This is a genomic window from Variovorax sp. AC194 (genome assembly GCF_979257995.1).
The window spans coordinates 4,635,060-4,660,067 of the sequence record NZ_OZ409823.1 but is presented as its reverse complement, the minus strand read 5'-3'; the positions used below and the strand labels follow the sequence as shown (position 1 = coordinate 4,660,067).

Below are 25,008 nucleotides of genomic sequence, written 5' to 3'. Positions count from 1 at the left end.
TTTTGTGAGACGCGAGGAGTTTATCGGCGCTCTTGCTTGCGCCCAACAGTGCGTTTTCAGGGCCAGGGCGTGGGCGGCGGAATCTCGCACACCGGCTCGACGTCGATGCTCTTGAAGTCCGCCGGCGAGACGATCTCCAGGTACTCCATGTCGGGCGAGTAGTCGAACAAGAAGTGCCGGATGCCCGGCCGCTGGTGCACCACGTCGCCGGCCTCGACCAGGGTTTCCTTGTCCTCGTACATGAAGCGGGCCCAGCCCTTGACCATGATGACGATCTGGAAGTCCGCCTCGTGGCGGTGCCAGCCGGTGCCCGTTTCCGGTGCCATGTTGGCCTTGACCAGATGCGCGATGACCTTGCCGTTGGTGGCCTCGGCCACGCCCAGGTCGCGGTACACGAAGAAATCGCGCAGGCCCCCCGGCACGAACTCGGTGTCGCCGGGCTTGACGTGGGAGAACTGGGTGGCGGTACGGTCCAGCATGGGGCGCTCCTTCGCAGGGTGGTTGTGTTGCGGCGCAGCACGCATAAAGCGTTCCTGACGATGGGGGCGCTTCTTGACTTTCTCCCTCTCCCTCTGGGAGAGGGCGGGGTGAGGGCCCACGGCATTCACGCCACCTCAGCCCTCGATGAACACCCTTGACGCTCCCCGACCCCCTTCCCATACTCAACCGCATGGTTCACCCCGCCGCCCCGCCCGAAGCAGCCACCCTTGACGCCGCCACCCTCGACGCTGTTTTTGCCGCGCTGTCCGACCCCACGCGCCGCACCGTGCTCGAAACCCTGGGCGAGCGCAGCCTCAGCATCACCGAGCTGTCCGCGCCGCACGGCATGTCGCTCACCGGCTTCATGAAGCACCTGCGCGTGCTGGAGAACGCAGGCCTCATCTCCCGCACGAAAGAGGGCCGCATCGTGCGCTGCGAGTTGTCGCCCCGGCCGCTGCAGGAGGCGGCCGTGTGGCTCACGCGCTACGAGAAATTCTGGACCGGGCGCCTCGATGCACTGGCGCGCTTTCTCTACCAACAGGAGGAGACCGAATGGCACACCCTGCCGACCCCGACCCCCATCCCGACCGAGAAGCCGAAGAACAAGGGCGCCCCGCGCTCACCCTCCGCCGGCACTACCGCGTCGCGCCCGACAAGGTCTGGCGCGCGTGGACCGACCCGCAAGCGCTGAGGCTCTGGTTCGGCCCCGGCGAAATCGTCTCGGTGCCGCTCGTTGAAATCGACCTGCGCGTCGGCGGGCGCTTTCGCGTGACCATGCTCGCCGACGACGGCCAGACGCACGACGTGAGCGGCACCTACCTGGAGATCGTGCCCAACCGCAAGCTGGTCTTCAGCTGGGCCTGGCGCAGCACGCCCGAGCGCGAATCGCGCGTCACCGTGCAGATCGAGCCCGATGGCAACGGCTGCGAACTGGTGCTGATGCACGAGCAGTTCTTCGACCAGGCGGCGCGCGACGCGCACGCGCACGGCTGGAGCGGCGCCCTCGTCAAGCTCGAACAGCGGCTGCACGGCGCAACCGCATGAACACCGCATGACCACCGCATGACCACCGCACCGATCGCCGACACGCTCGACGCGATCTACCGCACCGAGTCGCGCCGCATCTTCGCCACGCTGGTGCGCCTGCTCGGCGATTTCGACCTGGCCGAAGAGGCGCTGCACGACGCCTTCCGCAGCGCCCTCGAACAATGGCCGCGCGATGGCGTGCCCGCGAACCCGCGCGCCTGGCTGGTGTCGGCGGGGCGCTTCAAGTCCATCGACGGCATCCGCCGGCAGGCGCGCTTCACCGCGTGGGACGACGCGGCCGAGCACACCGCGGCGCTGGCCGATCCCGCCCCGGCATGGGACGACGACAGCACCGAAGACCTCGAAGACGATCGCCTGCGCCTGGTCTTCACCTGCTGCCACCCGGCGCTCGCGCCCGATGCGCAGGTGGCGCTCACGCTGCGCGAGGTGTGCGGCCTCGCGACCGAGGAAATCGCCCGCGCCTTTCTCGTGCCCGCGCCCACCATCGCGCAGCGCATCGTGCGCGCCAAGGCCCGCATCCGCGATGCGCGCATTCCGTACCAGGTGCCTTCGCTGGCAGAGCTGCCCGAGCGGCTCGATGCGGTGCTGCGCGTGGTGTACCTGGTGTTCAACGAGGGCTATGCGGCCTCGTCGGGCGAGAGCGTCACGCGCGCCGATCTCTCGGCCGAGGCGATCCGGCTGGGCCGCCTGCTCGCCGGCCTACTGCCCGACCCCGAGGCGCTCGGCCTGCTCGCGCTGATGCTGCTGCACGACTCGCGCCGCGCGGCCCGCACCTCGCCGGGCGGCGAGCTCGTGCTGCTCGATGCGCAGGACCGCCGCCTCTGGCATCGCGCGCAGATCGAAGAGGGCGCGGCGCTGGTCGAGCGCGCGCTGCTGTCGCGCCGCTTCGGCCCCTACGCGCTGCAGGCCGCCATCGCCGCCGTGCATGCGGAAGCCGAGGATGCCGCCACCACCGACTGGCCGCAGATCGTCGGCCTCTACGACGTGCTGCTGCGCCTGGACCCCTCGCCCGTGGCCGAGCTCAACCGCGCCGCCGCCATCGCCATGCGCGACGGGCCCGCGGCGGGGCTGGCGCTCATCGATGCGCTGCTCGCGCGCGGCGAGCTGGCCGACTACCACCTGGCCCACGGCGCCCGCGCCGAACTGTGCCGGCGCCTCGGGCGCATCGGCGACGCGCGCGGCGCCTACGAGCGTGCGCTGTCGCTGGCGCATCAGCTGCCCGAGCGGAAATTCCTGGAGCGGCAACTGACCCTGCTGCACCTCAAGTAGAAATTTTTTTGGATCAGGTGTGCCGGACATGTCGATTTCCGCCATGGCCAATCGACCAGTGGTGTCTACATTCCCTTCATTCCCTTTTCAAGGAGATACCGCCATGAAATACCTCTGCCTCGTTCACTACGACGAAGCGGTGATCGACACGATGCCGCCCGATGAACTCAAGGCGCTGGGCGACGAATCGGCCGCCTATGACCGCGCGCTCGAGCGGGCCGGCCACTACATCGCCTCGAACGCGCTCGAACCCGTGAAGACTGCCAAGGTCGTGCAGGTGCGCGGCGGCAAGCGCTCCCACGTCGACGGCCCGTTCGCCGAGGCGCGCGAGCAGCTCGGCGGCTTCATCCTCATCGAGGCGCGCGACCTCAATGCGGCGATCCAGCTGGCGGGGCGCATTCCGATGGCGCGCTACGGCGCCATCGAAGTCCGGCCTGTGGAAACCCTCGAAAGGAGAGCGGCATGAGGTACCTCTGCATCATCTACGGCACCGACGCCGAGACCGCGCACTTCTCTCCCCGCGAAATGGACCACTACGTGAACGAACACCTCGACTACGACCACGCCCTCCAGGCCCGCGGCAAGCTCGTCGCCTCCGAGGCGCTGCAGCCCGCCGAGACGGCGACCGTCGTGCGCATGCGCCGCAACAAGCTCTCGGTCACCGACGGCCCGTTCGCCGAAACCAGCGAATACCTCGGCGGCTTCTACCTGGTCGAAGCCGGCAGCGACGAAGAGGCGCTCGAACTCGCGGCCGGCATTCCGTCCGCGCGTTTCAGCAGCGTCGAAGTGCGGCGCGTGAAGGGCAGCACGCGCGGCGCGGAGCGAACGCCATGAGCGGCGCGCCGCCCGCGACGCCGCCCGCCGCGCCCCCTGCGCGTGCCACGGTGCGCGAATGGACCGGCCTGGCCGTCATCGCGCTGCCGTGCATGCTCTATTCGATGGACCTCACGGTGCTGAACCTCGCGATCCCCTCGATCAGCGAGGAGCTCAAGCCCACGGCCTCGCAGCTCTTGTGGATCGTCGACATCTACGGCTTCTTCGTTGCGGGCCTCCTGGTCACCATGGGCACGCTGGGCGACCGCATCGGGCGGCGCCGGCTGCTCCTGATCGGCGCGGCCGCGTTCGGCATCGCCTCGGTGCTGGCGGCGTTTTCCACCAGCGCGAACATGCTCATCGCCACGCGCGCGCTGCTCGGCGTGGCGGGCGCGACGCTCGCGCCCTCGACGCTCTCGCTGATCCGCAACATGTTCCTCGACCCGGCGCAGCGCACCGTGGCCATCGGCGTGTGGATATCGAGCTATTCGGCCGGCGCCGTCATCGGCCCGGTGCTGGGCGGGGTGCTGCTGCAGTTCTTTCCGTGGGGCTCGGTGTTTCTCATCGGCGTGCCGGTGATGGTGCTGCTGCTGGTGCTCGGGCCGATCCTTCTGCCCGAGTACCGCGACCCCGATGCGGGGCGGCTCGACCTGGCCAGCGTGGCGCTGTCGCTGGGCGCGGTGCTGGCGGTCATCTACGGCATCAAGCAGATCGCCGAGCACGGGCCGGGCGTCGTGCCCGCGCTGTCGATCGCGGTGGGCGCGGCGCTCGGCTGGGTGTTCGCGCGGCGGCAGAAGCGGCTCGCCAATCCGATGATCGACCTGCAGCTCTTTCGCCTGCCGGCCTTCACCGTCTCGCTCGCGGCCTACATGCTCGCGTGCTTCGTGATGTTCGGGCTCTTTCTGTACAACGCGCAGTACCTGCAGCTGGTGCTGGGCATGTCGCCGCTGCATGCGGGCCTGTGGAGCGTGCCGGGCGCGGGCGCCTTCATCGTCGGCTCGATGGTCGTCTCGGCGCTCGTGCGGCGCATGCGCCCGGCCTACGTGATGGGCGGCGGGCTGGCCGTGGCGGCGGTGGGGTTCGCGATGCTCGTGGTGCTGCCCGCGTCCGCCGCGCAGGGCGGGCTCGCGTGGCTGGTCGCGAGCGCGGTCATCTCGTCGCTGGGCCTCGCGCCGGTGTTCACGCTGGCCACCGACGTGGTGGTGGGCAGCGCGCCGCCCGAGCGGGCCGGCGTGGCCTCGGCCATTTCGGAGACCAGTTCGGAATTCGGCGGCGCGCTGGGCATCGCGATCCTCGGCAGCATCGGCGCGGCGATCTACCGCAGCACGATGGCCGATGCGGTGCCCGCGGGGCTGGCGGGCGCGGTAGAGGTCGAGGCCGCGCGCAGCACGCTCGGCGGGGCGGTCGCGCTCGCTGGCCAACTCACGGGCAGCGCGGGCACCGAGCTGCTAGACGCGGGCCGCGCCGCGCTGCTGCACGGCCTGCGCCTGACGGCCGGCATCTGCGCCGCGGTGCTTCTCATCGTGGCCGGCCTCGTCGCCTTTCGGCTGCCAAGAGCCATGAGATCTGGTGCGTCAGTGCCGGCCAGTGTGAATTGCCCAGAGTAAAAACTCGGCAGGATGAGGCGCTCAAGCAGTTATCGTCGAAGAGGGAAAACTGCCTGATCGCAAATGATGAAAGATGACAAAAAGCCTCTCTGGAATTTCGTTCTCACTAATCCAATAAAGACATTTGCGACCACGGTGATGACAGTCGGCGGACTGTTTGTCCTTGTCTTCTTCGTACAGATCGGGTTCATGCCGGATGTGGATCTCGCCAGTTCAACCGCGTTGCTCGTTTCCGTTGCCCTTGTCGGCTTGGGAACCATCACTGCCTTTGTTTTCATGGCGGTACTGCCTGGTGTAGTCACTCAATACGCGCTTGACGAGTCGGCGCTACCACCTGAGTGGTGGACTTTGGCGACGGTTGCCGCTTCTGGCGTTGTGTTTCCGATGTCGATCGTGGCCCTCGTCTGGTTTTATGAAGATGAGGTCGTGCCTATAGCCCCGTATCTGATGTTCAGCTTCATCGCGTTGGCGGTCGGCGCCGTTGTGTGGCGGGTTTTCTACCTGAGCAAAACCCTGCAGAGAGTCGATGGGGTCCCCATGCCAAAGGTTGAAGGGCCTGCGGGGCTCGAGAGCATTTTTTTGCTCAGTCTCAGCGCCTTGGCGTGGCTCCTCGGAACTCTTACAGCGCTCCAGCTTGCGATTCGTTTTTCAGCAGGGAGTCACCATTCTTCGTGGCTGATTGTTCTTGTGGTCGCGGTTTGGATGCTTCTGCTCGTCGGCATCAACGTCGCCACTTCCTTTCTTTCTAAGAAGCAAGCCTGGATATTTGCACCGCTTTCAGGCTTGGTTGCATTTGTCCTGCTAGTGCTGTTAACGGGAAATTTTTCCGAGCTCCCTTCGAGCACGATGCGGTTGCTCGGATTCGGAGAAATAAAGAATGTTGATCTACTGGTCAAAGCCGACGTGTGCCGATCAATGTCATTGACGTCATCCACAGACCTGCGGTGCTTCATGTCATCGTCGGACGCGACCGGGATCCTCCGGGGCGTGACGATCCGCTCGCGGATCGGAGCGCAGGTGCTTGTCGAAAAATCAGTGACCGATTTAGCGACTACGCAACCTGTCATAAGGCTCGTCCTGAAGAAGGAGGACGTGGTTATGTGGACCGTGCGATTTGCTGACGTGGGTGGGCGCAAGTAAAAATTGCTGCGTGATTCTTCGACGGACGAGTCGCTGTTTCCTAGTGAACCCCGCATTGCCGGAGCGCTGACGAACACCCATACTGGGGCTTCCACGACGAGACCACCGGAGCCTCCCATGAGCAACGAACTGCGCAAGAAGCTGCACGACCTGGCCGAACTCTGCGAGAACACCACCGATCCGCAGACCAAGGCCATCATCGAGGCGATCCGGCTGCAGACGGCCGTGCTGAACGAGCGGCTGTTCTCCATCGAGCTGCAGGTGGGCGCGCTCACCAAGCGCCTGGAAGGCGCCTCCGAAAGCACGGCCTCCTGAGGGGGCCGCCGCTTTGTAGGGATAATCCCGGCCATGAGCGGCAACACTTTCGGAACACTCTTCGCGGTCACCAATTTCGGCGAATCGCACGGCCCGGCCATCGGCTGCGTCATCGACGGCTGCCCCCCGGGCATGGCATTGAGCGAGGCGGACATCCAGGGCGACCTGGACCGCCGCCGCCCCGGCACCAGCCGCCACGTCACCCAGCGCAACGAACCCGATGCGGTGCAGATCCTCTCCGGCGTGTACGAGGGCAAGACCACCGGCACCCCGATCGCCCTCCTGATCCAGAACACCGACCAGCGCAGCAAGGACTACGGGCAGATCGCCCAGCAGTTCCGCCCCGGCCACGCCGACTTCACCTACTGGAAGAAATACGGCATCCGCGATCCGCGCGGCGGCGGGCGCTCCTCGGCGCGGCTCACGGCGCCCATGGTCGCAGCGGGCGCAGTCGCCAAGAAATGGCTCGCCGAAAAATACGGCATGGTGTTTCGCGGCTGCATGACGCAGATCGGCGACATCGCCATTCCCTTCGAGAGCTGGGACCACGTGCCCAACAACCCCTTCTTCGCCCCCATCGCCGACGTGAGCGAACTGGAGGCCTACATGGATCGCCTGCGCAAAGCGGGCGATTCGTGCGGCGCGCGCATCCGCGTCACGGCCACCAACGTGCCCATGGGCCTGGGCGAGCCGCTCTTCGACAAGCTCGATGCAGAAATCGCCTACGCGATGATGGGCATCAACGCGGTGAAGGCCGTGGAAATCGGCGCCGGCTGGGACAGCGTCACCCAGCGCGGCACCACGCACGGCGACTCGATCACGCCGACCGGCTTCGTCACCAACAACGCGGGCGGCATCCTGGGCGGCATCAGCTCGGGGCAAGACCTGGAGGTGAGCATCGCGATCAAGCCCACCAGCTCGATCATCAGCCCGCGCCAGTCGATCGACATCCACAACAACCCCGTCGAGGTGGTCACCAAGGGCCGCCACGACCCGTGCGTGGGCATCCGCGCCACGCCCATCGCCGAGGCGATGCTCGCGCTGGTGGTGATGGAGCACGTGCTGCGCAACCGCGCCCAGTGCGGTGACGTGCAGACGGACGCCCAGAAGAGCGAAGCCGCGTCCCCGCAGGCCTCCTTCCTCTAGTGCAAGCCCCGCCACCCGTGGCCGCCCAGCGCGGCCACCTGCTGGCATTCGCTGGTCTGTCGGCCAGCTATTTCGCGCACATCGGTTTCTTCAACCCCTACCTGCCGCTGTGGCTCAAGGACCTGGGGCTGCCGATCTTCACGATCAGCCTGCTGGCCTCGGTGCAGTCGGTCACGCGCGTGTTCGCGCCCTACGCCTGGGGCGCGCTCAGCGACCACACCGGCCACCGCGTGATGCTGCTGCGCTTCAGCGCGGCGGTGGCGCTGGCGAGCTCCTTCGGGCTCTGGTGGCACGGCGGCGCGTGGTGGCTCGCGCTGGTGCTGCTGGTCATGTTCACCCACACCAGCTCGATGATGTCGCTCACCGAGGCGGCCATGGCGCAGCTGGTGGCCGGCGACTGGGGCCGCTACGGGCGCATACGCCTGTGCGGCTCGGCCGGCTTCCTGGTCACCGTGTTCGTGGCGGGCGAGTGGTTCGATCGCTTCGGCATGAAGCACTTTCCGGCCTGGGCCGCCGGCACGCTGGCCATCGTGCTCGTCGCGACGATGAAGCTCCCCGACGTGCGCGAGCCCGTGGCCGCGCACGACGCCGCGCGCGAACCCATCGGGCCCGTGCTGCAGAGCCCCGTGGTGCGGTGGTTCTTCGCGGCGCTGTTCTTTCAGGTGATGTCGCACTTCTCGGTGTACGCGTTCTTCTCGCTGTACCTGGATTCGATCGGCTACACCAAGAGCACCATCGGCCTTTTGTGGGCGCTGTCGGTGGTGGCCGAGATCGTCTGGTTCTACCTGCAGGGCCGGCTCATCGGCCTCTTGCCGATGCCGCGCTGGATGCTGGTGTGCGGCATCGCGGCGGTCGCGCGCCTGGGGCTCACGGCGGGCCTGGGCGGCTTCATCGCCGCGCTGGTCGTCGCGCAATGGCTGCACGCGCTCAGCTTCGCGGCGCACCACACCACCTGCATCGCGGTGGTGTCGCGGCGCTTTCCGGGGCGGCTGCGCGGCAGGGGGCAGGCGCTCTTCACCGTGATCGGCTACGGCTTTGGCGGCGTGCTGGGCGTGCTGCTGGGCGGCGCGGTCGCGCAGGAGTTCGGCTACCGCGCGATGTTCACGGCCGCGGCGCTGCTGGCGGTGGTGGGGAGCCTCTGCGCGTGGCGGGTGGTGCGGCTGGAGCAGGCCGAGCGCGCGGGCGCTTAGGCCCGGCCCGAGCCCGGCGCAGGCGCGTTCCCAACCCCATTCCGTCGTGCGTCGTGCGTCGCGCGTCTTGCGCCTGTCGGGCGCCGCGCCCGCGAGCTTTTCAATTGCACCGAGGCGCGTGCATTGGAATTGGTTGTTTGCAATTTTTCTCAGATCAGGCATTCAATGAATGGAACCTATTAATTCTTTTGAGAATTAATGGCCGGACGCCTGCGGCAAAAAGGAAACATCGCACCTTGTCTATCTGTGCGATCTTTGGCACTCGAGACGGTTGTTGCGTGGCAAACGTCCTGAATATTGCTTTCGATGCCAATTCAATTCCGCTCTAATTCCACGAACTCCTAAAGTCGATTCCGGACAGGGAGATGCCCGACTGCGGCGATCCTCCTCTGTGAACGCTCGAGAACGCGAGCGCGCACGCGTCCGTCGTGCGGCAAATCAATCGTTATTCATGGCGTTGGGCCCGTGGGCTTTTGCCTGCTGAATAAAGTTTGTCTTTTGATTATTCAAAGGGCAAAAGGCGATTTGCCTTTTCAAAACCGAATCGAGCCCTGACCGTGATCCCAAAGAATTTCAAACCACGCCGGACCGTACCGCGCCTTTTCACCTCGCTTTTCATCACCTCGCTGGCGGGTGTATTTGTCCCCCTGGCCCATGCGGTCGTTTGGCAAGGCTCGGTCAGCACCGACTGGTCCGACGCAGCCAACTGGAACCCCGCGGGCGTTCCGGGTGTCACGGACGACGTGACGGTTGGCGGTGCCACCTTCACGCCGGCGATCGGCGCTGCCACCTCGGCGGCCATCCGCGACCTTGCGGTAACCAAGGGCGAACTGACCGTCTCGGCGGGCAAACTGGAAGCGGCCATCGCCAAGGTCGGCACGGCGAGCGGGGGGTCGGCCGCGCTGAGCCTGCATGACGCCGGACGTGTCTCCAGCGTCTCCGGCGCCATCGCAGCGGCCAACAAATCCAATGGCACGGTCCATGTCGATGGCAAGGACTCCGTGTGGGCGAACGGCAAGGATCTCGTTGTGGGTGGCCGCGGCACAGGGACGTTGATGATCAGTGGTGCAGGCGTCGTGAAGAGCGTCAGTGCCGACGGCAATGTCGGTGGCTCCATTGGCACCGAGGCGGGCGGTGTCGGGTCGGTCCAGGTGCAGGGGCAGGGGTCCGCATGGGAGAACAAGGGAGAACTCGTTGTCGGGCAGAAGGGTGAAGGCACGTTGACTCTTCTTGAGGGTGGGCATGTCACCAACGACACGGCCATCGTCGGCAACCTGGAGAAGTCCAAGGGCACGGTCACCGTCGATGGCACGGGCTCGACCTGGACGAGCAGCGCAGGCCTGAACGTAGGCGGGCGGGGAGCCGGCTCGCTGACGATCAGGAACGGGGGGGCCGTGACGAGCGCGGAGGCTGATGGCGCAGTCAGTGGCGTGATCGGCGGCTATGCGGGTGCCGCGGGCTCGGTGCAGGTGCAAGGGCCTGGCTCTGTGTGGGAGAGCAAGGGCAGGCTCGACGTCGGCCAGTTTGGCGAAGGCACGCTGAGCGTTCGCGACGGCGCGCGGGTCGTCAACGACGGCGTGGTGCAGATCGCCGCGCAGCAAAACGGCGTGGGCAAAGTCGCCGTCGATGGCAAGGATTCCGTGTGGGCCAGTGGGGGCAGTCTCTTCGTGGGAGCCCGTGGCACCGGCTCGTTGGCGATCGGCACCGGCGGCGTCGTGAGGAGCGGCCAGGCCGATGGACACAGCAGCGCCCACGTTGGCTCCGAGGCGGGTGCCGTCGGCTCGGTTGTGGTTCAAGGGGGCGGCTCCACGTGGCAACACCGAGGGGACCTCAGCGTTGGATATGCCGGCGAAGGCACGCTGAGCATTCGCGACGGTGGACACGTCGAGAACGGCGGCTCAAAGATTGGAGCCCGCGCGAATTCCACGGGTGCGGTCGTGGTCGACGGGAAAGATTCACTGTGGGCAAGCAGCAAGGACCTGGGCGTGGGCGTCGGCGGCTCCGGCCCGCTGACGCCCAAGGCTGGCGAAGTGACCAGCGCGGGTGCATTCGTGGCGCCCAAGGGCGGCACAGAACGCTTCGAGGGCTTGACTTGGGCGAATGCAGGTGACCTGGCCGTTGGCGCCGCGGGCACGGGTTCGCTGGCGGTCACCAACGGCGGTCAAGTCACGAACACGCACGCATTCATAGGCATGGAGACCGGCGCCAACGGTTCCGTCACCGTCGATGGAAATGGCTCGCTCTGGAGGAGCGACGGTATTTTGTATGTGGGTCGCAGCGGGTCCGGCACCTTGAAAATCGGCGGGGGTGGCAAGGTCGTCAATATGGCTCTTACGGGTACGGCGTTCTATGTCGGCAGCACGGGCGCGGTCGTCGTCGATGGCGCCGGCTCCACTTGGGAAAGCCATGAGGGCTTTGCAGTCGGCGTCGCTGGGAACGGTTCGCTGACGATCCGCAACGCAGGGCTGGTCAAGAGCGCGGCATCGAAGACAGGCGAGATTTCTGCACGCATCGGTATGTTCCCGGGCGGCACCGGTTCGGTCCTGGTGGAAGGGCCTGCGTCCGCGTGGGAGATCCAGGGCGAACTCGAAGTTGCCGACGGAAGCGAAGGCACTCTGACGATCCGCGGCGGCGGCAGAGTCTCGGACGATGTCAGCGACGTGGCGAAAGACGAGAAGGCCAAAGGCGCGGTCGTTGTCGACGGCAAGGGCTCGGCGTGGAACACCACCGGCGTTTTGCAGGTGGCGACAAAGGGCACCGGTTCGCTGACGGTGGGCAACGACGGCTCGGTCAAGGCCTCGAAGGTTTCCATCGCCCAGAAAGCAGGCGCCATCGGCACCCTGAACATCGGCGCCGGCGCCGATGCCGCCGCCACCGGCGCCGGCACGCTCGACACGCCCACGGTCGAGTTCGGCCAAGGCACCGGCAAGCTGGTGTTCAACCACACGAACACCGACTACCGCTTCTTGCCCGTGATCAGCGGCCCGGGCAGCGTCGACGTGCATGCCGGCACCACGCGGCTGGCCGACGCCAACACCTACAGCGGCGGCACCGCCATCCTGGGCGGTACGCTGGCCGGCACCGCCGCCAGCTTCGGCAGCGGCGCCATCGCCAACGACGGCGAACTGGTCGTCGACCAGGCGGTCAATGCGGCCTTCAACAATGCGCTGTCGGGCAAGGGCAACTTCACCAAGCGCGGCGCGGGGCAGCTCGACTTCGTGGGCCAAGGCTCAGCTTTCACCGGCGCCACGCGCGTCGAGGCGGGCGCGCTCTCGGTGGTGAACGATCTGCTGATCGATTCGAGCATCACGGTGGCGAGCGGCGGCACCCTCAAGGGCAAGGGCACCATCGGGACGACGCGGATCCTGGCGGGCGGCACCATCGCCCCGGGCGGCACCCTTGGCACCGGCGACGGGATGGCCACGTTCATCATCAACGGCGACTTCGCGCAGGCGGCGGGTTCGACTTACCAGGCCAAGGTCAATCCAGTGATGCTCGGCAGGTCCGACAAGATCTCCGTGATCGGAGCCGCCACGCTTGAAGAAGGCGCCGTTCTGAACGTGGTGAAGACAAAGGCGCACGACTACTCACTCGGTGCCAAGTACAACGTGCTCCAGGCGGAGACCGGAATCACGGGCGCCTACACCCTCACGGGCGACACCGACCTGTCGGCATTCATCGGCCTGCGCCAGGGCACAGCGGACAACGTCCTGTACCTGGAGACGTTCCAGGCCAAGCCGCTGGCGGCGGTGGCTGTTACGCCCAATCAAACGGCCGTGGCGAATGCCATCGATCCTGCTGCGCCGATCGCTCCACCCACTTCTAACTTTATTCGGGCGGGCAAACGGCCAGCCTCGCCGACCGCGGCCGAGCCGGCACCGCCTGTTGCAGTTCAGCCGACCGCGCCGGCTGTGGTTCAGCCAACAGCCCCGGTCGTGGTTCAGCCGACCGCACCGGTCGTGGTTCAGCCGACTGCACCGGTCGTGGTTCAGCCGACCGCGCCGGTCGTGGTTCAGCCGACTGCACCGGTTGTGGTTCAGCCGACCGCGCCGGTCGTGGTTCAGCCGACTGCACCAGTTGTGGTTCAGCCAACCGCACCGGCTGTGGTTCAGCCGACCGCACCGGTCGTCGTCCGGCCAACCGCACCGACTGCGGTCCGACCGGTTGCGCCAGTTGCGACGCAGCCGACCGCTGCGGCTGCAAGCCAGCCATCCGCACCGGCTGAGGCCCCGCCAGCGACACCCAGCGCCCCCCAGGCGCAACCGCCGCGCAGCGTGCTGACCACGGCCCTCCTCAACCAGCAGACCGACGCAGCCGCCCGCGCCGCGTTCGACCAGCTCTCGGGCGACGTGCATGCCTCGCTCAAGGGCGCGTTGCTGGACGACAGCCGCTTCGTGCGGGGCGCCGCGCTGGAGCGCCTGCGCGATGCGTCGTGCGATGCCGCCAGCGGCTGCAGCGCCAGCAGGAGCACACCGACCGTCTGGGCCTCGACCTTCGGCTCATGGGGCCACGCCGCGCAGCTCGATCGCACCATCGGCGGCTTCGCGGCCGGCGCCGACGTGGCGGTGGGCGACACCTGGCGCCTGGGCGTCATGACCGGCTACAGCCACTCGTCGTTCCAGGCCGATGCGCGCCACGCCTCGGCCAAGAGCGACGACTACCACCTGGGCATGTACGGCGGCTCGCGCTGGGGCGACCTCGCGCTGCGCCTGGGCACGGCCTACACGCGGCACGACATCGACACCACGCGCAGCGTGAGCTTCAGCGGCTTCAGCGGCAAGCCCGAAGCCCAGTACCGCGCCTCGACCACGCAGGCCTTCGGCGAACTGGGCTACCAGGTGCAGGCCGGCGCCGTCGCGCTGGAGCCCTTCGCCAATCTCGCGTACGTGAACCTGCACACCAACAGGTTCAACGAACGCGGCGGCGAGGCGGCACTGCGCAGCAGCGGCACGGACAACGACGCCACCTTCACCACGCTCGGCCTGCACGCGCAAGCCGAGTGGGCGCTGGGTGGCGTGCCGGTCACGGCCAAGGGCACGCTGGGCTGGCAGCACGCGTTCGGCGACACGGTGCCCGACGCGCGCTTCAGCCTCGCGGGCGGGCGCAGCTTCGAGATCGAGGGCACGCCCATCGCACGCGATGCGGCGCTCGTGGAGGCGGGCCTGAACTTCAAGGTCGCGCCGCAAGCCAACCTGAGCCTCACTTACGCCGGCCGGTACGGCGCCAAGGCGAACGACCAGAGCCTGCGTGCGAGCTTCGCGATGAAGTTCTGACGACGGCCCCTAGGGCATGAACACAAAGAGGCCGCGAAAGCGGCCTCTTTTTTTTGCCTCGTGAAAGTCCCCGCGAGGCATTGCCGTTTCTTTCAGTGCTTCACCGGCTTGTTAGCGGCGGCCTGCGCGATGCGGTCCTTGGCCTCATTGCCGCACCGTTCTCGTTCTCCAAGCGCTGTTCACCCTGAGCGGCGTCGGCGGCTTGCTGGGCGTGCTGCTGGGCGGTGCGGTGGCGCAGGAGTTCGGCTAGCAGGCGATGTTCATCACTGCGGCGGCGCTGCAGGCGGTCGGGCGTGGGGAGCCTGTGCGGGGAGGGGGCTGGAGCAGATCGAGCGCGCTGCCTCGCAAGGCTGCGCTTGAGCGGCACCCGCGCTGCGGGCGCTTCGACCCGGCTTTTACCCCGCATTTTCGATACGCCAAAAAACACGCGCCTGAATTGCAGGTGTGAATTTTTCCTCGGAATTAAATAAAAAACTTCCTTAAATGTCTTAAACATTACTTTTAAATGCAAGTAAGCATAAAAACAACGATGTCGAACAGCGGTGTGAAGTAGTGGTGATTTTTGCGCGCTTGATGCCCGGGGATAGTCTCAAACATTACTTTTGAGTATTTTCAACGGACCCGTGGAGTTTGCTATCCATTTATATTCCGTTTTCCCCGAATTAGGGGTCCCAGTAATGGGTTTTTTACTTCGCTCCTCTTGAATCACCAGTTTTAAATATCATGAATCGAATCTATCGTCTTGTATGGAATGCCTCCACGCAATTGTGGGCCGCGGTGTGTGAAAGCGCTAAGGGGCGGGGTAAATCTTCTGTCGTGCGAGCAATTGCCGGGGTTTTGGCGACCGTGGTTATTAGCGGTATGGGGCTGACTCAAAGTGCGCATGCAGTCGGGATTCAGTTATGTGGCACCGGGAGCGAAGGTTCAGGCGTGGGTCACGGATCGGGAAAGGACGCAAAAATATCTGCGATAGATTGTGGGACCACTAATACTGGAGGATCTTCGTTCACTATTTCCACCGCTTTAGATAGATTGGGGACTTCGGCAGGAGGTGGTGGTGCGACTGATACTGCACAGACAACTTCCATAAGTGGCTCCGCGGGCGGCAATTTAGATTTGACGTCTTTGCAAGGTCAGGTGAATTTGTCCTCAGGCACTAAAATTGGTCTGACCAGCGGGGCGGAAATCGATATGAAAGCTAAGACATTCGGGCGAATCAAGACAGGGCAACAGCTCGAATTGTCCTCCGGAGGAACTACGTACCTGACATCCGATCAACAGATCCGTTTGCTCTCAGGCAACAAAATTGATTTGACCAGCGGGGCGGAAATCGACATGGAAGCTAAGACCTGGGGAAAACTAAAAACAGGAAGCACGCTTGATTTTTTATCCGGAGAAAACATGAGCCTGTCTTCCGGTAGACAGGTGCGATTGCTCTCGGCTTACAGTATGGATCTGACGAGCGGAGCGGCAATCGATATCGGCGCCCAAAGCTGGGGGCGAATCAGGACGGGAAACGAGTTGGAACTCTTTTCCGGCGGCTACATGAGTTTTGGTGCTAGTACCAACATGAATCTGACTGCCGACAAGACTATGAATCTGGATGCCGCTGGTGGTGTTTTGATAAATAGCCTTAAGAAAGGTCAAACGACAATCGGCGGAACAGGTGTCGTCGAATTCCTGGATCAAAAACTCACCGGGGTGAACCCCGGCGTTGTTTCCGCGGACAGCAAGGACGCGATCAATGGCTCCCAATTGAATGAACTCGACCAGCGGTTGAGCCTTTCGGTAAAGGCCGCGGCCGATGCGGCCGCCGCAGCAGGCACCAAGGCAGACAGCGTGGTTGCCACCGCCGATGCGGCCAAGCTGGCAGCCGAGGCTGCCAAGGCGCAGGCCGGTGAAGCGCTGAAGTCTGTATCGGGGCTGGACGGTCGGGTGACGAAGAACAGCAACGACATCGCTGGCCTCGACGCCAAGGCAACCGACGCAAAGTCGGCAGCCGATGCGGCCAAGACGGTGGCTGAAGCTGCAAAGGCCGATTCGGCAACAGCGGTTGCCAAGGCCGACACGGCGAGCGCAGTTGCAACCGAAGCCAAGGCACAGGCCGGCGATGCGCAGAAGTCTGCATCGGCATTGGACGGGCGAGTCACGAAGAATGCCGACGACATCTCTGGCCTCAAGACCGATGTGGCGAAAAACACGGGCGATGTCGCCGGGCTGAAGAACGACACGGCGGCTGTCAAGACGGACGTGGCGAAGAACGCTGGTGAGGTTGCTGGCTTGAAGAACGACACGGCGGCCATCAAGACCGATGTGGCGAAAAATACTGGTGATATCGCAGGTCTCAAGACCGACCTAGCGAAGAACGCTGGCGATGTCGCTGGCCTGAAGGACGACACGGCAGCCGTCAAGACTGATGTGGCCAAGAACACCAGCGACATTGCTGGCCTCGACGCCAAGGCAACCGACGCAAAGTCGGCAGCCGATTCGGCCAAGACGGTGGCTGAAGCTGCGAAGGGTGACTCGGCAACGGCAGTCGCCAAGGCCGACACGGCGAGCGCAGTTGCAACCGAAGCCAAGGCACAGGCCGGCGATGCACAGAAGTCTGCATCGGCACTGGACGCACGAGTGGCGAAGAATGCCGACGACATCTCTGGCCTCAGGACCGATGTGGCGAAGAACACGGGCGATGTCGCCGGGCTGAAGAATGACACGGCGGCCATCAAGACCGATGTGGCGAAGAACACTGGTGATATCGCAGGTCTTAAGACCGACGTAGCGAAGAACACCAGCGACGTTGCTGGCCTCGACGCCAAGGCAACCGAAGCAAAGTCGGCAGCCGATGCGGCCAAGACTGTGGCTCAAGCTGCGAAGGCTGACTCGGCAACGGCAATCGCCAAGGCCGACACGGCGAGCGCAGTTGCAACCGAAGCCAAGGCACAGGCCGGCGATGCACAGAAGTTTGCATCCGCACTGGAGGGGCGAGTCACGAAGAATGCCGACGACATCTCTGGGCTCAAGACCGATGTGGCGAAGAACACCGACGGGGTCGCAGGTCTCAAGACGAACGTGGCCAAGAACACCAGCGACATCGCTGGCCTCGACGCCAAGGCAACCGACGCAAAGTCGGCAGCCGATTCGGCCAAGACGGTGGCTGAAGCTGCGAAGGCCGACTCGGCAACAGCGGTTGCCAAGGCCGACACGGCGAGTGCGGCGGCAAACGAAGCCAGGGCACAGGCCGGTGATGCGCAGAAGTCTGCATCGGCACTGGACGCACGAGTGGCGAAGAATGCCGACGACATCTCTGGCCTCAAGACCGATGTGGCGAAGAACACGGGCGATGTCGCTGCAGTGAAGAACGACGCAGTGGCCATCAAGACTGATGTAGCGACGAACACCGGTGATATTGCAGGCCTCAAGACCGATGTGGCGAAGAACACGGGTGATGTCGCTGGCCTGAAGAACGACACGGCGGCCGTCAAGACCGACTTGGCCAAGAACACCAACGACATCGCCGGTATCGACGCCAAAGCGACTGATGCAAAGTCGGCGGCCGATGCTGCAAAGGCTGACTCGGCAACGGCAGTCGCCAAGGCCGACACGGCGGTCGCAGCCGCGAACGAAGCCAAGGCTCAAGCCGGTGATGCACAGAAGTCTGCATCGGCGCTGGATGGCCGAGTGACGAAGAACGCCGAAGACATCTCTGGCATCAAGACCAACGTGGCCAAGAACACCAGCGACATCGCTGGCCTCGACGCCAAGGCAACCGACGCAAAGTCGGCGGCCGATGCGGCCAAGACGGTGGCTGAGGGGGCGAAGGCTGATTCGGCAACGGCAGTTGCGAAGGCCGAAACAGCCAGCTCAGCAGCAAACGAAGCCAAGGCGCAGGCCGGTGATGCACAGAAGTCTGCGTCGGCACTGGACGGGCGAGTGGCGAAGAATGCCGACGACATCTCTGGCATCAAGACCAACGTGGCCAAGAACACCAGCGACATCGCTGGCCTCGACGCCAAGGCAACCGACGCAAAGTCGGCAGCCGATGCTGCCAAGACGGTGGCTGAAGCTGCAAAGGCCGATTCGGCAACGGCAGCTGCCAAGGCCGACACGGCGAGCGCAACTGCAACCGAAGCCAAGGCACAGGCCGGCGATGCACAGAAGTCTGCATCGGCATTGGACGGGCGAGTCACGAAGAATGCCGACGACATCTCTGGCCTCAAGACCGAAGTGGCGAAAAACACGGGCGATGTTGCCGGGCTGAAGAACGACACGGCGGCTGTCAAGACCGATGTGGCCAAGCACACCAGCGACATCGCTGGCCTAGACGCCAAGGCGACCGACGCCAAGTCGGCAGCCGATGCGGCCAAGACGGTGGCTGAAGCTGCAAAGGCTGACTCGGCAACGGCAGTTGCCAAGGCCGACACGGCGAGCGCAGTTGCAACCGAAGCCAAGGCACAGGCCGGTGATGCGCAGAAGTCCGCATCGGCACTGGACGGGCGAGTGGCGAAGAATGCCGACGACATCTCTGGCCTCAAGACCGATGTGGCGAAGAACACTGGCGATGTCGCCGTCCTGAAGAACGACACCGCGGCCGTCAAGACCGACCTGGCCAAGAACACCAGTGACATCGCCGCTATTGACGCCAAAGCGACCGATGCAAAGTTGGCTGCCAACGCTGCAAAGACTGATTCGGCAACAGCAGTTGCCAAGGCGGACACGGCAAGCGCTGCGGCAAACGAAGCCAAGGCTCAAGCGGGTGATGCGCAGAAGACTGCGTCGGCGCTGGACGGGCGAGTGACGAAGAATGCCGACGACATCTCTGGCATCAAGACCAACGTGGCCAAGAACACCAGCGACATCGCTGGCCTCGACGCCAAGGCAACCGACGCAAAGTCGGCAGCCGATGCTGCCAAGACTGTGGCTGAAGCTGCAAAGGCTGATTCGGCAACGGCAGTTGCCAAGGCCGACTCCGCGGGCGCAGTTGCCAACGAAGCCAAGGCACAAGCGGGTGATGCGCAGAAGTCTGCGTCGGCGCTGGACGGTCGAGTGACGAAGAACACCAACGACATCGTTGGCCTCGACGCCAAGGCAACCGAGGCCAAGTCCGCGGCCGATGCTGCGAAGACTGTGGCTGAAGCTGCAAAGACTGGTTCGGCAACAGCAGTTGCCAAGGCAGACACCGCGGGCGCAGTTGCGAACGAAGCCAAGGCACAGGCCGGTGATGCGCAGAAGTCTGCATCGGCGCTGGACGGGCGAGTGACGAAGAACGCCGACGACATCTCTGGCATCAAGACCGATGTCGCGAAAAACACTGGCAATGTCGCTGGCCTCCAGACCGATGTCGCGAAAAACACCAGCGACATCGTTGGACTTGACGCCAAGGCAACCGACGCAAAGTCGGCAGCCGATGCTGCCAAGACTGTGGCTGAGGGTGCAAAGGCTGATTCGGCAACAGCGGTTTCCAAGGCTGATTCGGCGAGCGCAGTTGCCAACGAAGCCAAGGTGCAGGCCGGTGATGCGCAGAAGTCCGCATCAGTTCTGGAGGCGCGAGTGGCAAAGAATGCCGATGACATCTCTGGCATCAAGACGGATGTGGAAAAGAACTCCGGTGACGTCGCTGGGTTGAAGGGCGACACGGCGGCCATCAAGACCGATGTGGCAAAGAACACTGGCGATGTCGCTGGACTGAAGGGTGACACTGCAGTCATCAAGTCCGATGTAGCCAAGAACACCGGTGACATCGCTGGCTTGAAGGGCGACACGGCGGCCATCAAGACCAATGTGGCACAGAACACCAGCGACATCGCTGGTATCGATGCCAAAGCGACGGATGCGAAGTCGGTGGCCGATGTTGCGAAGGCCGATTCGGCAACGGCAGTTGCCAAGGCCGACACGGCGAGCGCGACAGCAAACGAGGCCAAGGCACAGGCCGGTGATGCACAAAAGTCTGCATCGGCGCTGGACGGTCGAGTGACGAAGAATGAAGACGGTATCGCTGGCATCAAGACCGATGTGGCGAAGAACACCGACGGCATTGCTGGCATCAAGACCGATGTGGCCAAGAACACCGACGGGATCGCTGGCATCAAGACTGACGTGGCGAGGAACACTGGTGATGTCGCTGGCCTGAAGAACGACACGACAGCCATCAAGACCGATGTGGCCAAGAACGCCGACGGTATCGCTGGCCTCAAGACCGACGTGGCGAAAAACACGGGTGATGTCGCTGGCCTGAAGAACGACACGGCAGCCATCAAGACCGATGTGGCCAAGAACGCCGACGGCATTGCTGGCATCAAGACCGATGTGGCGAAGAACACCAACGACATCGCTGGCCTTGACGTGAAGGCAACCGACGCAAAGTCGGCCGCCGATGCGGCCAAGACGGTGGCTGAGGGTGCGAAGGCTGACTCGGCAACGGCAGTTGCCAAGGCCGACACGGCGAGCGCGGCAGCAAACGAAGCCAAGGCGCAGGCCGGTGATGCACAGAAGTCTGCATCGGCGCTGGATGGTCGAGTGACGAAGAATGAAGACGGTATCGCTGGCATCAAGACTGACGTGGCGAGGAACACTGGTGATGTCGCTGGCCTGAAGACCGATGTGGCCAAGAACACCAACGACATCGCCGGTATTGACGTGAAGGCAACCGACGCGAAGTCGGCAGCCGATGCGGCCAAGGCGCAGGCCGGTGATGCACAGAAGTCTGCATCGGCGCTGGATGGTCGAGTGACGAAGAATGAAGACGGTATCGCTGGCATCAAGACCGACGTGGCGAAGAACACGGGTGATGTCGCTGGCCTGAAGGACGACACTGCGGCCATCAAGACCGATGTGGCCAAGAACGCCGACGGTATCGCTGGCATCAAGACCGACGTGGCGAAAAACACGGGGGATGTCGCTGGCCTGAAGAACGACACGGCGGCCATCAAGACCGATGTGGTCAAGAACACCGACGGTATCGCTGGCCTCAAGACCGATGTGGCGAAGAACACCAACGACATAGCCGGTATTGACGTGAAGGCAACCGACGCGAAGTCGGCAGCCGATGCGGCCAAGACGGTGGCCAACGCTGCCAAGGCCGATTCGGCCACGGCAGTTGCCAAGGCCGACACGGCGAGCGCGGCAGCAAACGAAGCCAAGGCGCAGGCCGGTGATGCACAGAAGTCTGCATCGGCGCTGGATGGTCGAGTGACGAAGAACGAAGACGGTATCGCTGGCATCAAGACCGACGTGGCGAAAAACACCGGCGACGTTGCTGGCCTCAAGACCGATGTGGCCAAGAACGCCACCGACATCGCCGGTATTGACGTGAAGGCAACCGACGCAAAGTCGGCAGCCGATGCGGCCAAGACGGTGGCTGAGGCTGCCAAGGCCGATTCGGCATCCGCAATCGCCAAGGCCGACACGGCGAGCACAGCAGCAAACGAAGCCAAGGCGCAGGCCGGTGATGCACAAAAGTCTGCATCGGCGCTGGATGGTCGAGTGACGAAGAATGAAGACCGTATCGCTGGCATCAAGACCGACGTGGCGAAGAACACTGGCGATGTCGCTGGTCTGAAGGGTGACACTGCGGCCATCAAGACCGATGTGGCGAAGAACACCGACGGCATTGCTGCCATCAAGACCGACGTGGCGAAAAACACCGGCGACGTTGCTGGCCTCAAGACCGATGTGGCCAAGAACGCCACCGACATCGCCGGTATTGACGTGAAGGCAACCGACGCAAAGTCGGCAGCCGATGCGGCCAAGACGGTGGCTGAGGCTGCCAAGGCCGATTCGGCATCCGCAGTTGCCAAGGCCGACACGGCGAGCACAGCAGCAAACGAAGCCAAGGCGCAGGCCGGTGATGCACAGAAGTCTGCATCGGCGCTGGATGGTCGAGTGGCGAAGAACACCAACGCCATCGCTGGCCTTGACGTGAAGGCAACCGATGCGAAGTCGGCAGCCGATGCGGCCAAGACTGTGGCTGAGGGTGCGAAGGCTGACTCGGCCACGGCAGTTGCCAAGGCCGACACTGCGAGCGCAACGGCCAACGACGCAAAGACCCAAGCCGGCGAAGCCCAAAAGTCCGTGAAGGACCTGGACGGCCGCGTGACCAGGAACACCGCCGACATCGCAGGCGTCGACGGCAAGGCAACGGCCGCCCAGTCGCTGGCCGGCGCCGCGAAGGCCGAGTCCGCCGCGGCGGCAACCAAGGCCGACACGGCGACCAGCGCCGCCACCGCCGCCAAGACCCAGGCCGACGAGGCCCAGCGCACCGCGACCACGGCCGATGCCAAGGCGGACACCGCCAAGGCGACCGCCGACGATGCGAAGACCCAAGCCGGCGAAGCGCAAAAGTCCGTGAAGGACCTGGACGGCCGCGTGGCCACGAACACCGCCGACATCGCCGACGTCCGCGGCGACGCGAAGGCGGCCAGAACGGTCGCCGATGCCGCGAAGGAGCGCGTGGACCGAATGCAGGCACAGGGCGCGACGGTGGCGGTCGACGCCAACGCCGACGGCTCCGACGCCGCCGTGGTGCAAGCTGGCAGCCGCGGTGTTGCCGTGGGGCCGAAGGCGAACGCCCAGGGTCAGGGCGCCGTGGCGGTCGGTCCGGATTCGCTGGCAGCGGCCAACAACAGCGTGGCGATCGGCAGCAATGCCGCTGCGACCGCGCCGAGCGCCGTCGCCATCGGGGCAGGTTCGCTGGCCGATCGCGCCAACACCGTGTCGGTGGGCGCGCAAGGCGCCGAGCGCCAGATCACCAACGTGGCGCCCGCCACCGAAGCGACAGACGCCGTCAACCTGCAGCAGGCGGTCGGCATCTCGCGCCAGACCTCCGCCCAGGCCCTGCGGCAAGCCAACGCGTACACCGATGCGAAGGCGCAGGAGCTGCGGCGCGACGCGGACAGCGGCACCGCGGCAGCGATGGCGATGGCGGGCCTGCCGCAGGCGGCGGTGCCGGGCCGGCCGATGGCTTCGGCCGCAGTCTCGACCTACAAGGGGCAGACCGCGATCGCCGCCGGGGTGTCGATGCTGTCCGCCGACACCCGCTGGACGTACAAGTTCAGCGGCTCGGCCAACACCCGCGGCGACGTCGGCGCGACGGCGGGCGTCGGTTTCCAGTGGTAAGTGGTTCGAACGCGATGCATTGATCGCGACGTCTCAAAAAAGCACCGCCCAGGCGGTGCTTTTTTGTTTGCCGATGGCGATTCATGCACGTGCGCTTGCCGGGTGGTCCTCATCGCGTCCGGAATTGCGAGGATTTCTGCCGGCGATCCGGTTGCAGCTGATTTACCGATGTTGGTAAAAGCTGTTTCGCAAGTGCCGGGAAATTCCGCTGCGCGCCTGTGCCCTCTTGTAAGTCATTGTCAGATAACGACTTTTTAGGATTTAGCGAGTTTGAGGCTTCGAGGAGCGTGCAATCAATTCATTCGTTTTTAGAACAAAAAATCAATATTGAAAAACAATTGATAGGAGTCGGAATAACGCGCGATTGGACGTCATTGGGTCAATAAAACAATAGGCCTATCCCTATCCGGATGAATAGCCGATTCGACCTACATTCGCAAATCCGGAGGCAATGAAGGAATTCGCCGTCGGGCAGTCCGGTCTCCGGGTTTCCGATAACTACAAGCACTTGATTTAGTCGCCGTGCTGAAACATAGTTGCCCCCGTTCCCGCAGTCGCAGACCTATCGCCATCCCAAGGAGACAAACCCATGTTCAGTTCGCGCAGCCGCCGTCGCTCGACCCTGGCCCTCGCCATTCTTTCCCTGGCCGCCGCCGCCGCATCCACCGCCTATGCGGCCGGCGAGCCAGTCATCGGCCTGGTCACCAAGACCGAGACCAACCCCTTCTTCGTGAAGATGAAAGAGGGCGCGCAGGAAGAAGCCAAGAAGCTCGGCGCCAAGCTGCTGTCGGGCGCGGGCAAGGCCGACGGCGACAACGCGGGCCAGATCACCGCGATGGAAAACATGATCGCGGCCGGCGCCAAGACCATCCTCATCACGCCCAGCGACGCCAAGGCGATCGTGCCGGCCATCAAGAAGGCGCGCGACAAGGGGATCATGGTGATCGCCCTGGACAGCCCGGCCGATCCGCCGGACGCGACCGATGCGCTCTTCGCCACCAACAACTACACCGCGGGCGTCTTGATCGGCGAATACGCCAAGGCCGCGATGGCCGGCAAGACGCCCAAGATCATCGCGCTGGACCTGCTGCCGGGTCACCCGGTGGGCGCGCAGCGGCACAACGGCTTCATGAAGGGCTTCGGCCTGGCTGCGAACGATGCCAAGTCGAACGAGCTCTCGAAGGCGCCCGAGATCGTCTGCATGGCCGACAGCTTCGGCGACCAGGCCAAGGCGCAGACCGTGATGGAAAACTGCCTGCAGAAAGCGCCCGACGTGAACCTGGTCTACACGATCAACGAGCCCGCCGCGGCCGGTGCCTACACCGCGCTCAAGCGCGCGGGCAAGGAGAAGGGCGTGATGATCGTCTCGGTCGACGGCGGCTGCCAGGGCATCAAGGACACCAACGCCGGCGTCATCGCCGCAACCTCGCAGCAGTACCCGCTGAAGATGGCCGCCATGGGCGTGGCCGCGGGCGTGGAGTTCGCCAAGACCGGCAAGAAGGCCTCGGGCTATGTCGACACGGGCGTCACGCTGATCGCCGGCAAGAGCGTGGCGGGCGTGGAGAGCAAGGACACCAAGACCGGCGCCGAGCTGTGCTGGGGCAAGAAGTAATCAGG

Annotated in this window: 13 protein-coding genes and 2 pseudogenes; 14 read left to right on the top strand and 1 reads right to left on the bottom strand. The window is 64.6% G+C overall.

The annotated features are described in order from the left end of the window. Positions 1-56 precede the first annotated feature (56 nt). Positions 57-479 carry a cupin domain-containing protein gene (locus ACZYRS_RS22130; RefSeq protein ID WP_198785960.1) on the bottom strand — a complete coding sequence of 141 codons (423 nt, stop codon included), beginning with the start codon at positions 477-479 and terminating at the stop codon, positions 57-59. Between the two features lie 191 nt (positions 480-670). On the opposite strand from ACZYRS_RS22130, the pseudogene ACZYRS_RS22125 reads away from it, so the two are divergent. The 14 genes and pseudogenes from ACZYRS_RS22125 to ACZYRS_RS22060 all read left to right on the top strand — a co-directional run. After that, positions 671-886 (top strand): annotated as a pseudogene (locus ACZYRS_RS22125) (ArsR/SmtB family transcription factor); the annotation flags it as partial. A 146-nt stretch (positions 887-1,032) separates the two neighbouring features. Beyond that, positions 1,033-1,524 (top strand): SRPBCC family protein, encoded by a 492-nt coding sequence (locus ACZYRS_RS22120; RefSeq protein WP_463420989.1) that lies wholly within the window; start codon positions 1,033-1,035, stop codon positions 1,522-1,524. 18 nt (positions 1,525-1,542) lie between these two features. Beyond that, entirely contained in the window at positions 1,543-2,796 is a 1,254-nt protein-coding gene (locus ACZYRS_RS22115) for an RNA polymerase sigma factor (protein WP_463420988.1), read from the top strand. A gap of 103 nt (positions 2,797-2,899) precedes the next feature. Beyond that, positions 2,900-3,262, top strand: coding sequence for a YciI family protein (locus ACZYRS_RS22110; RefSeq protein WP_463420987.1), 363 nt, complete (start codon positions 2,900-2,902; stop codon positions 3,260-3,262). Then, complete coding sequence (locus ACZYRS_RS22105; RefSeq protein ID WP_463420986.1) at positions 3,259-3,630, top strand: YciI family protein; 372 nt, start codon at positions 3,259-3,261, stop codon at positions 3,628-3,630. The genes ACZYRS_RS22110 and ACZYRS_RS22105 overlap by 4 nt, the downstream gene beginning before the upstream one ends. Next, entirely contained in the window at positions 3,627-5,216 is a 1,590-nt protein-coding gene (locus tag ACZYRS_RS22100; RefSeq protein ID WP_463420985.1) for an MFS transporter, read from the top strand. Before ACZYRS_RS22105 ends, ACZYRS_RS22100 begins: the two co-directional genes overlap by 4 nt. 63 nt (positions 5,217-5,279) lie before the next feature. Further along, positions 5,280-6,356 (top strand): hypothetical protein, encoded by a 1,077-nt coding sequence (locus ACZYRS_RS22095; RefSeq protein WP_463420984.1) that lies wholly within the window; start codon positions 5,280-5,282, stop codon positions 6,354-6,356. A 117-nt stretch (positions 6,357-6,473) separates the two neighbouring features. Continuing rightward, entirely contained in the window at positions 6,474-6,671 is a 198-nt protein-coding gene (locus ACZYRS_RS22090) for a hypothetical protein (protein ID WP_093433918.1), read from the top strand. Positions 6,672-6,704: 33 nt separating this feature from the next. Continuing rightward, a complete protein-coding gene (gene aroC / locus ACZYRS_RS22085) occupies positions 6,705-7,817 on the top strand; it encodes a chorismate synthase (protein ID WP_463420983.1) in 1,113 nt (370 codons plus the stop codon). 17 nt (positions 7,818-7,834) lie between these two features. Next, positions 7,835-9,007, top strand: coding sequence for an MFS transporter (locus tag ACZYRS_RS22080; protein ID WP_332875234.1), 1,173 nt, complete (start codon positions 7,835-7,837; stop codon positions 9,005-9,007). A 557-nt stretch (positions 9,008-9,564) separates the two neighbouring features. Continuing rightward, positions 9,565-14,280: an autotransporter domain-containing protein gene (locus tag ACZYRS_RS22075; RefSeq protein ID WP_463420982.1), complete on the top strand. Its 4,716-nt coding sequence runs from the start codon at positions 9,565-9,567 to the stop codon at positions 14,278-14,280. A 723-nt stretch (positions 14,281-15,003) separates the two neighbouring features. Further along, positions 15,004-15,114, top strand: a pseudogene (locus ACZYRS_RS22070) (ESPR domain-containing protein); the annotation flags it as partial. Positions 15,115-15,471: 357 nt separating this feature from the next. After that, positions 15,472-23,391 (top strand): YadA-like family protein, encoded by a 7,920-nt coding sequence (locus tag ACZYRS_RS22065; protein WP_463422521.1) that lies wholly within the window; start codon positions 15,472-15,474, stop codon positions 23,389-23,391. A gap of 589 nt (positions 23,392-23,980) precedes the next feature. Beyond that, complete coding sequence (locus ACZYRS_RS22060; protein ID WP_463420981.1) at positions 23,981-25,003, top strand: substrate-binding domain-containing protein; 1,023 nt, start codon at positions 23,981-23,983, stop codon at positions 25,001-25,003. The last annotated feature ends 5 nt before the right edge of the window (positions 25,004-25,008 follow it).

What these genes read in the sequence shown, in the direction of transcription:
- ACZYRS_RS22130 (WP_198785960.1), bottom strand. Translation starts at nt 479, where the DNA reads ATGCTGGACCGTACCGCCACCCAGTTCTCCCACGTCAAGCCCGGCGAC.
- ACZYRS_RS22120 (WP_463420989.1), top strand. Translation starts at nt 1,033, where the DNA reads ATGGCACACCCTGCCGACCCCGACCCCCATCCCGACCGAGAAGCCGAA.
- ACZYRS_RS22115 (WP_463420988.1), top strand. Translation starts at nt 1,543, where the DNA reads ATGACCACCGCACCGATCGCCGACACGCTCGACGCGATCTACCGCACC.
- ACZYRS_RS22110 (WP_463420987.1), top strand. Translation starts at nt 2,900, where the DNA reads ATGAAATACCTCTGCCTCGTTCACTACGACGAAGCGGTGATCGACACG.
- ACZYRS_RS22105 (WP_463420986.1), top strand. Translation starts at nt 3,259, where the DNA reads ATGAGGTACCTCTGCATCATCTACGGCACCGACGCCGAGACCGCGCAC.
- ACZYRS_RS22100 (WP_463420985.1), top strand. Translation starts at nt 3,627, where the DNA reads ATGAGCGGCGCGCCGCCCGCGACGCCGCCCGCCGCGCCCCCTGCGCGT.
- ACZYRS_RS22095 (WP_463420984.1), top strand. Translation starts at nt 5,280, where the DNA reads ATGATGAAAGATGACAAAAAGCCTCTCTGGAATTTCGTTCTCACTAAT.
- ACZYRS_RS22090 (WP_093433918.1), top strand. Translation starts at nt 6,474, where the DNA reads ATGAGCAACGAACTGCGCAAGAAGCTGCACGACCTGGCCGAACTCTGC.
- aroC (WP_463420983.1), top strand. Translation starts at nt 6,705, where the DNA reads ATGAGCGGCAACACTTTCGGAACACTCTTCGCGGTCACCAATTTCGGC.
- ACZYRS_RS22065 (WP_463422521.1), top strand. Translation starts at nt 15,472, where the DNA reads ATGAAAGCTAAGACATTCGGGCGAATCAAGACAGGGCAACAGCTCGAA.
- ACZYRS_RS22060 (WP_463420981.1), top strand. Translation starts at nt 23,981, where the DNA reads ATGTTCAGTTCGCGCAGCCGCCGTCGCTCGACCCTGGCCCTCGCCATT.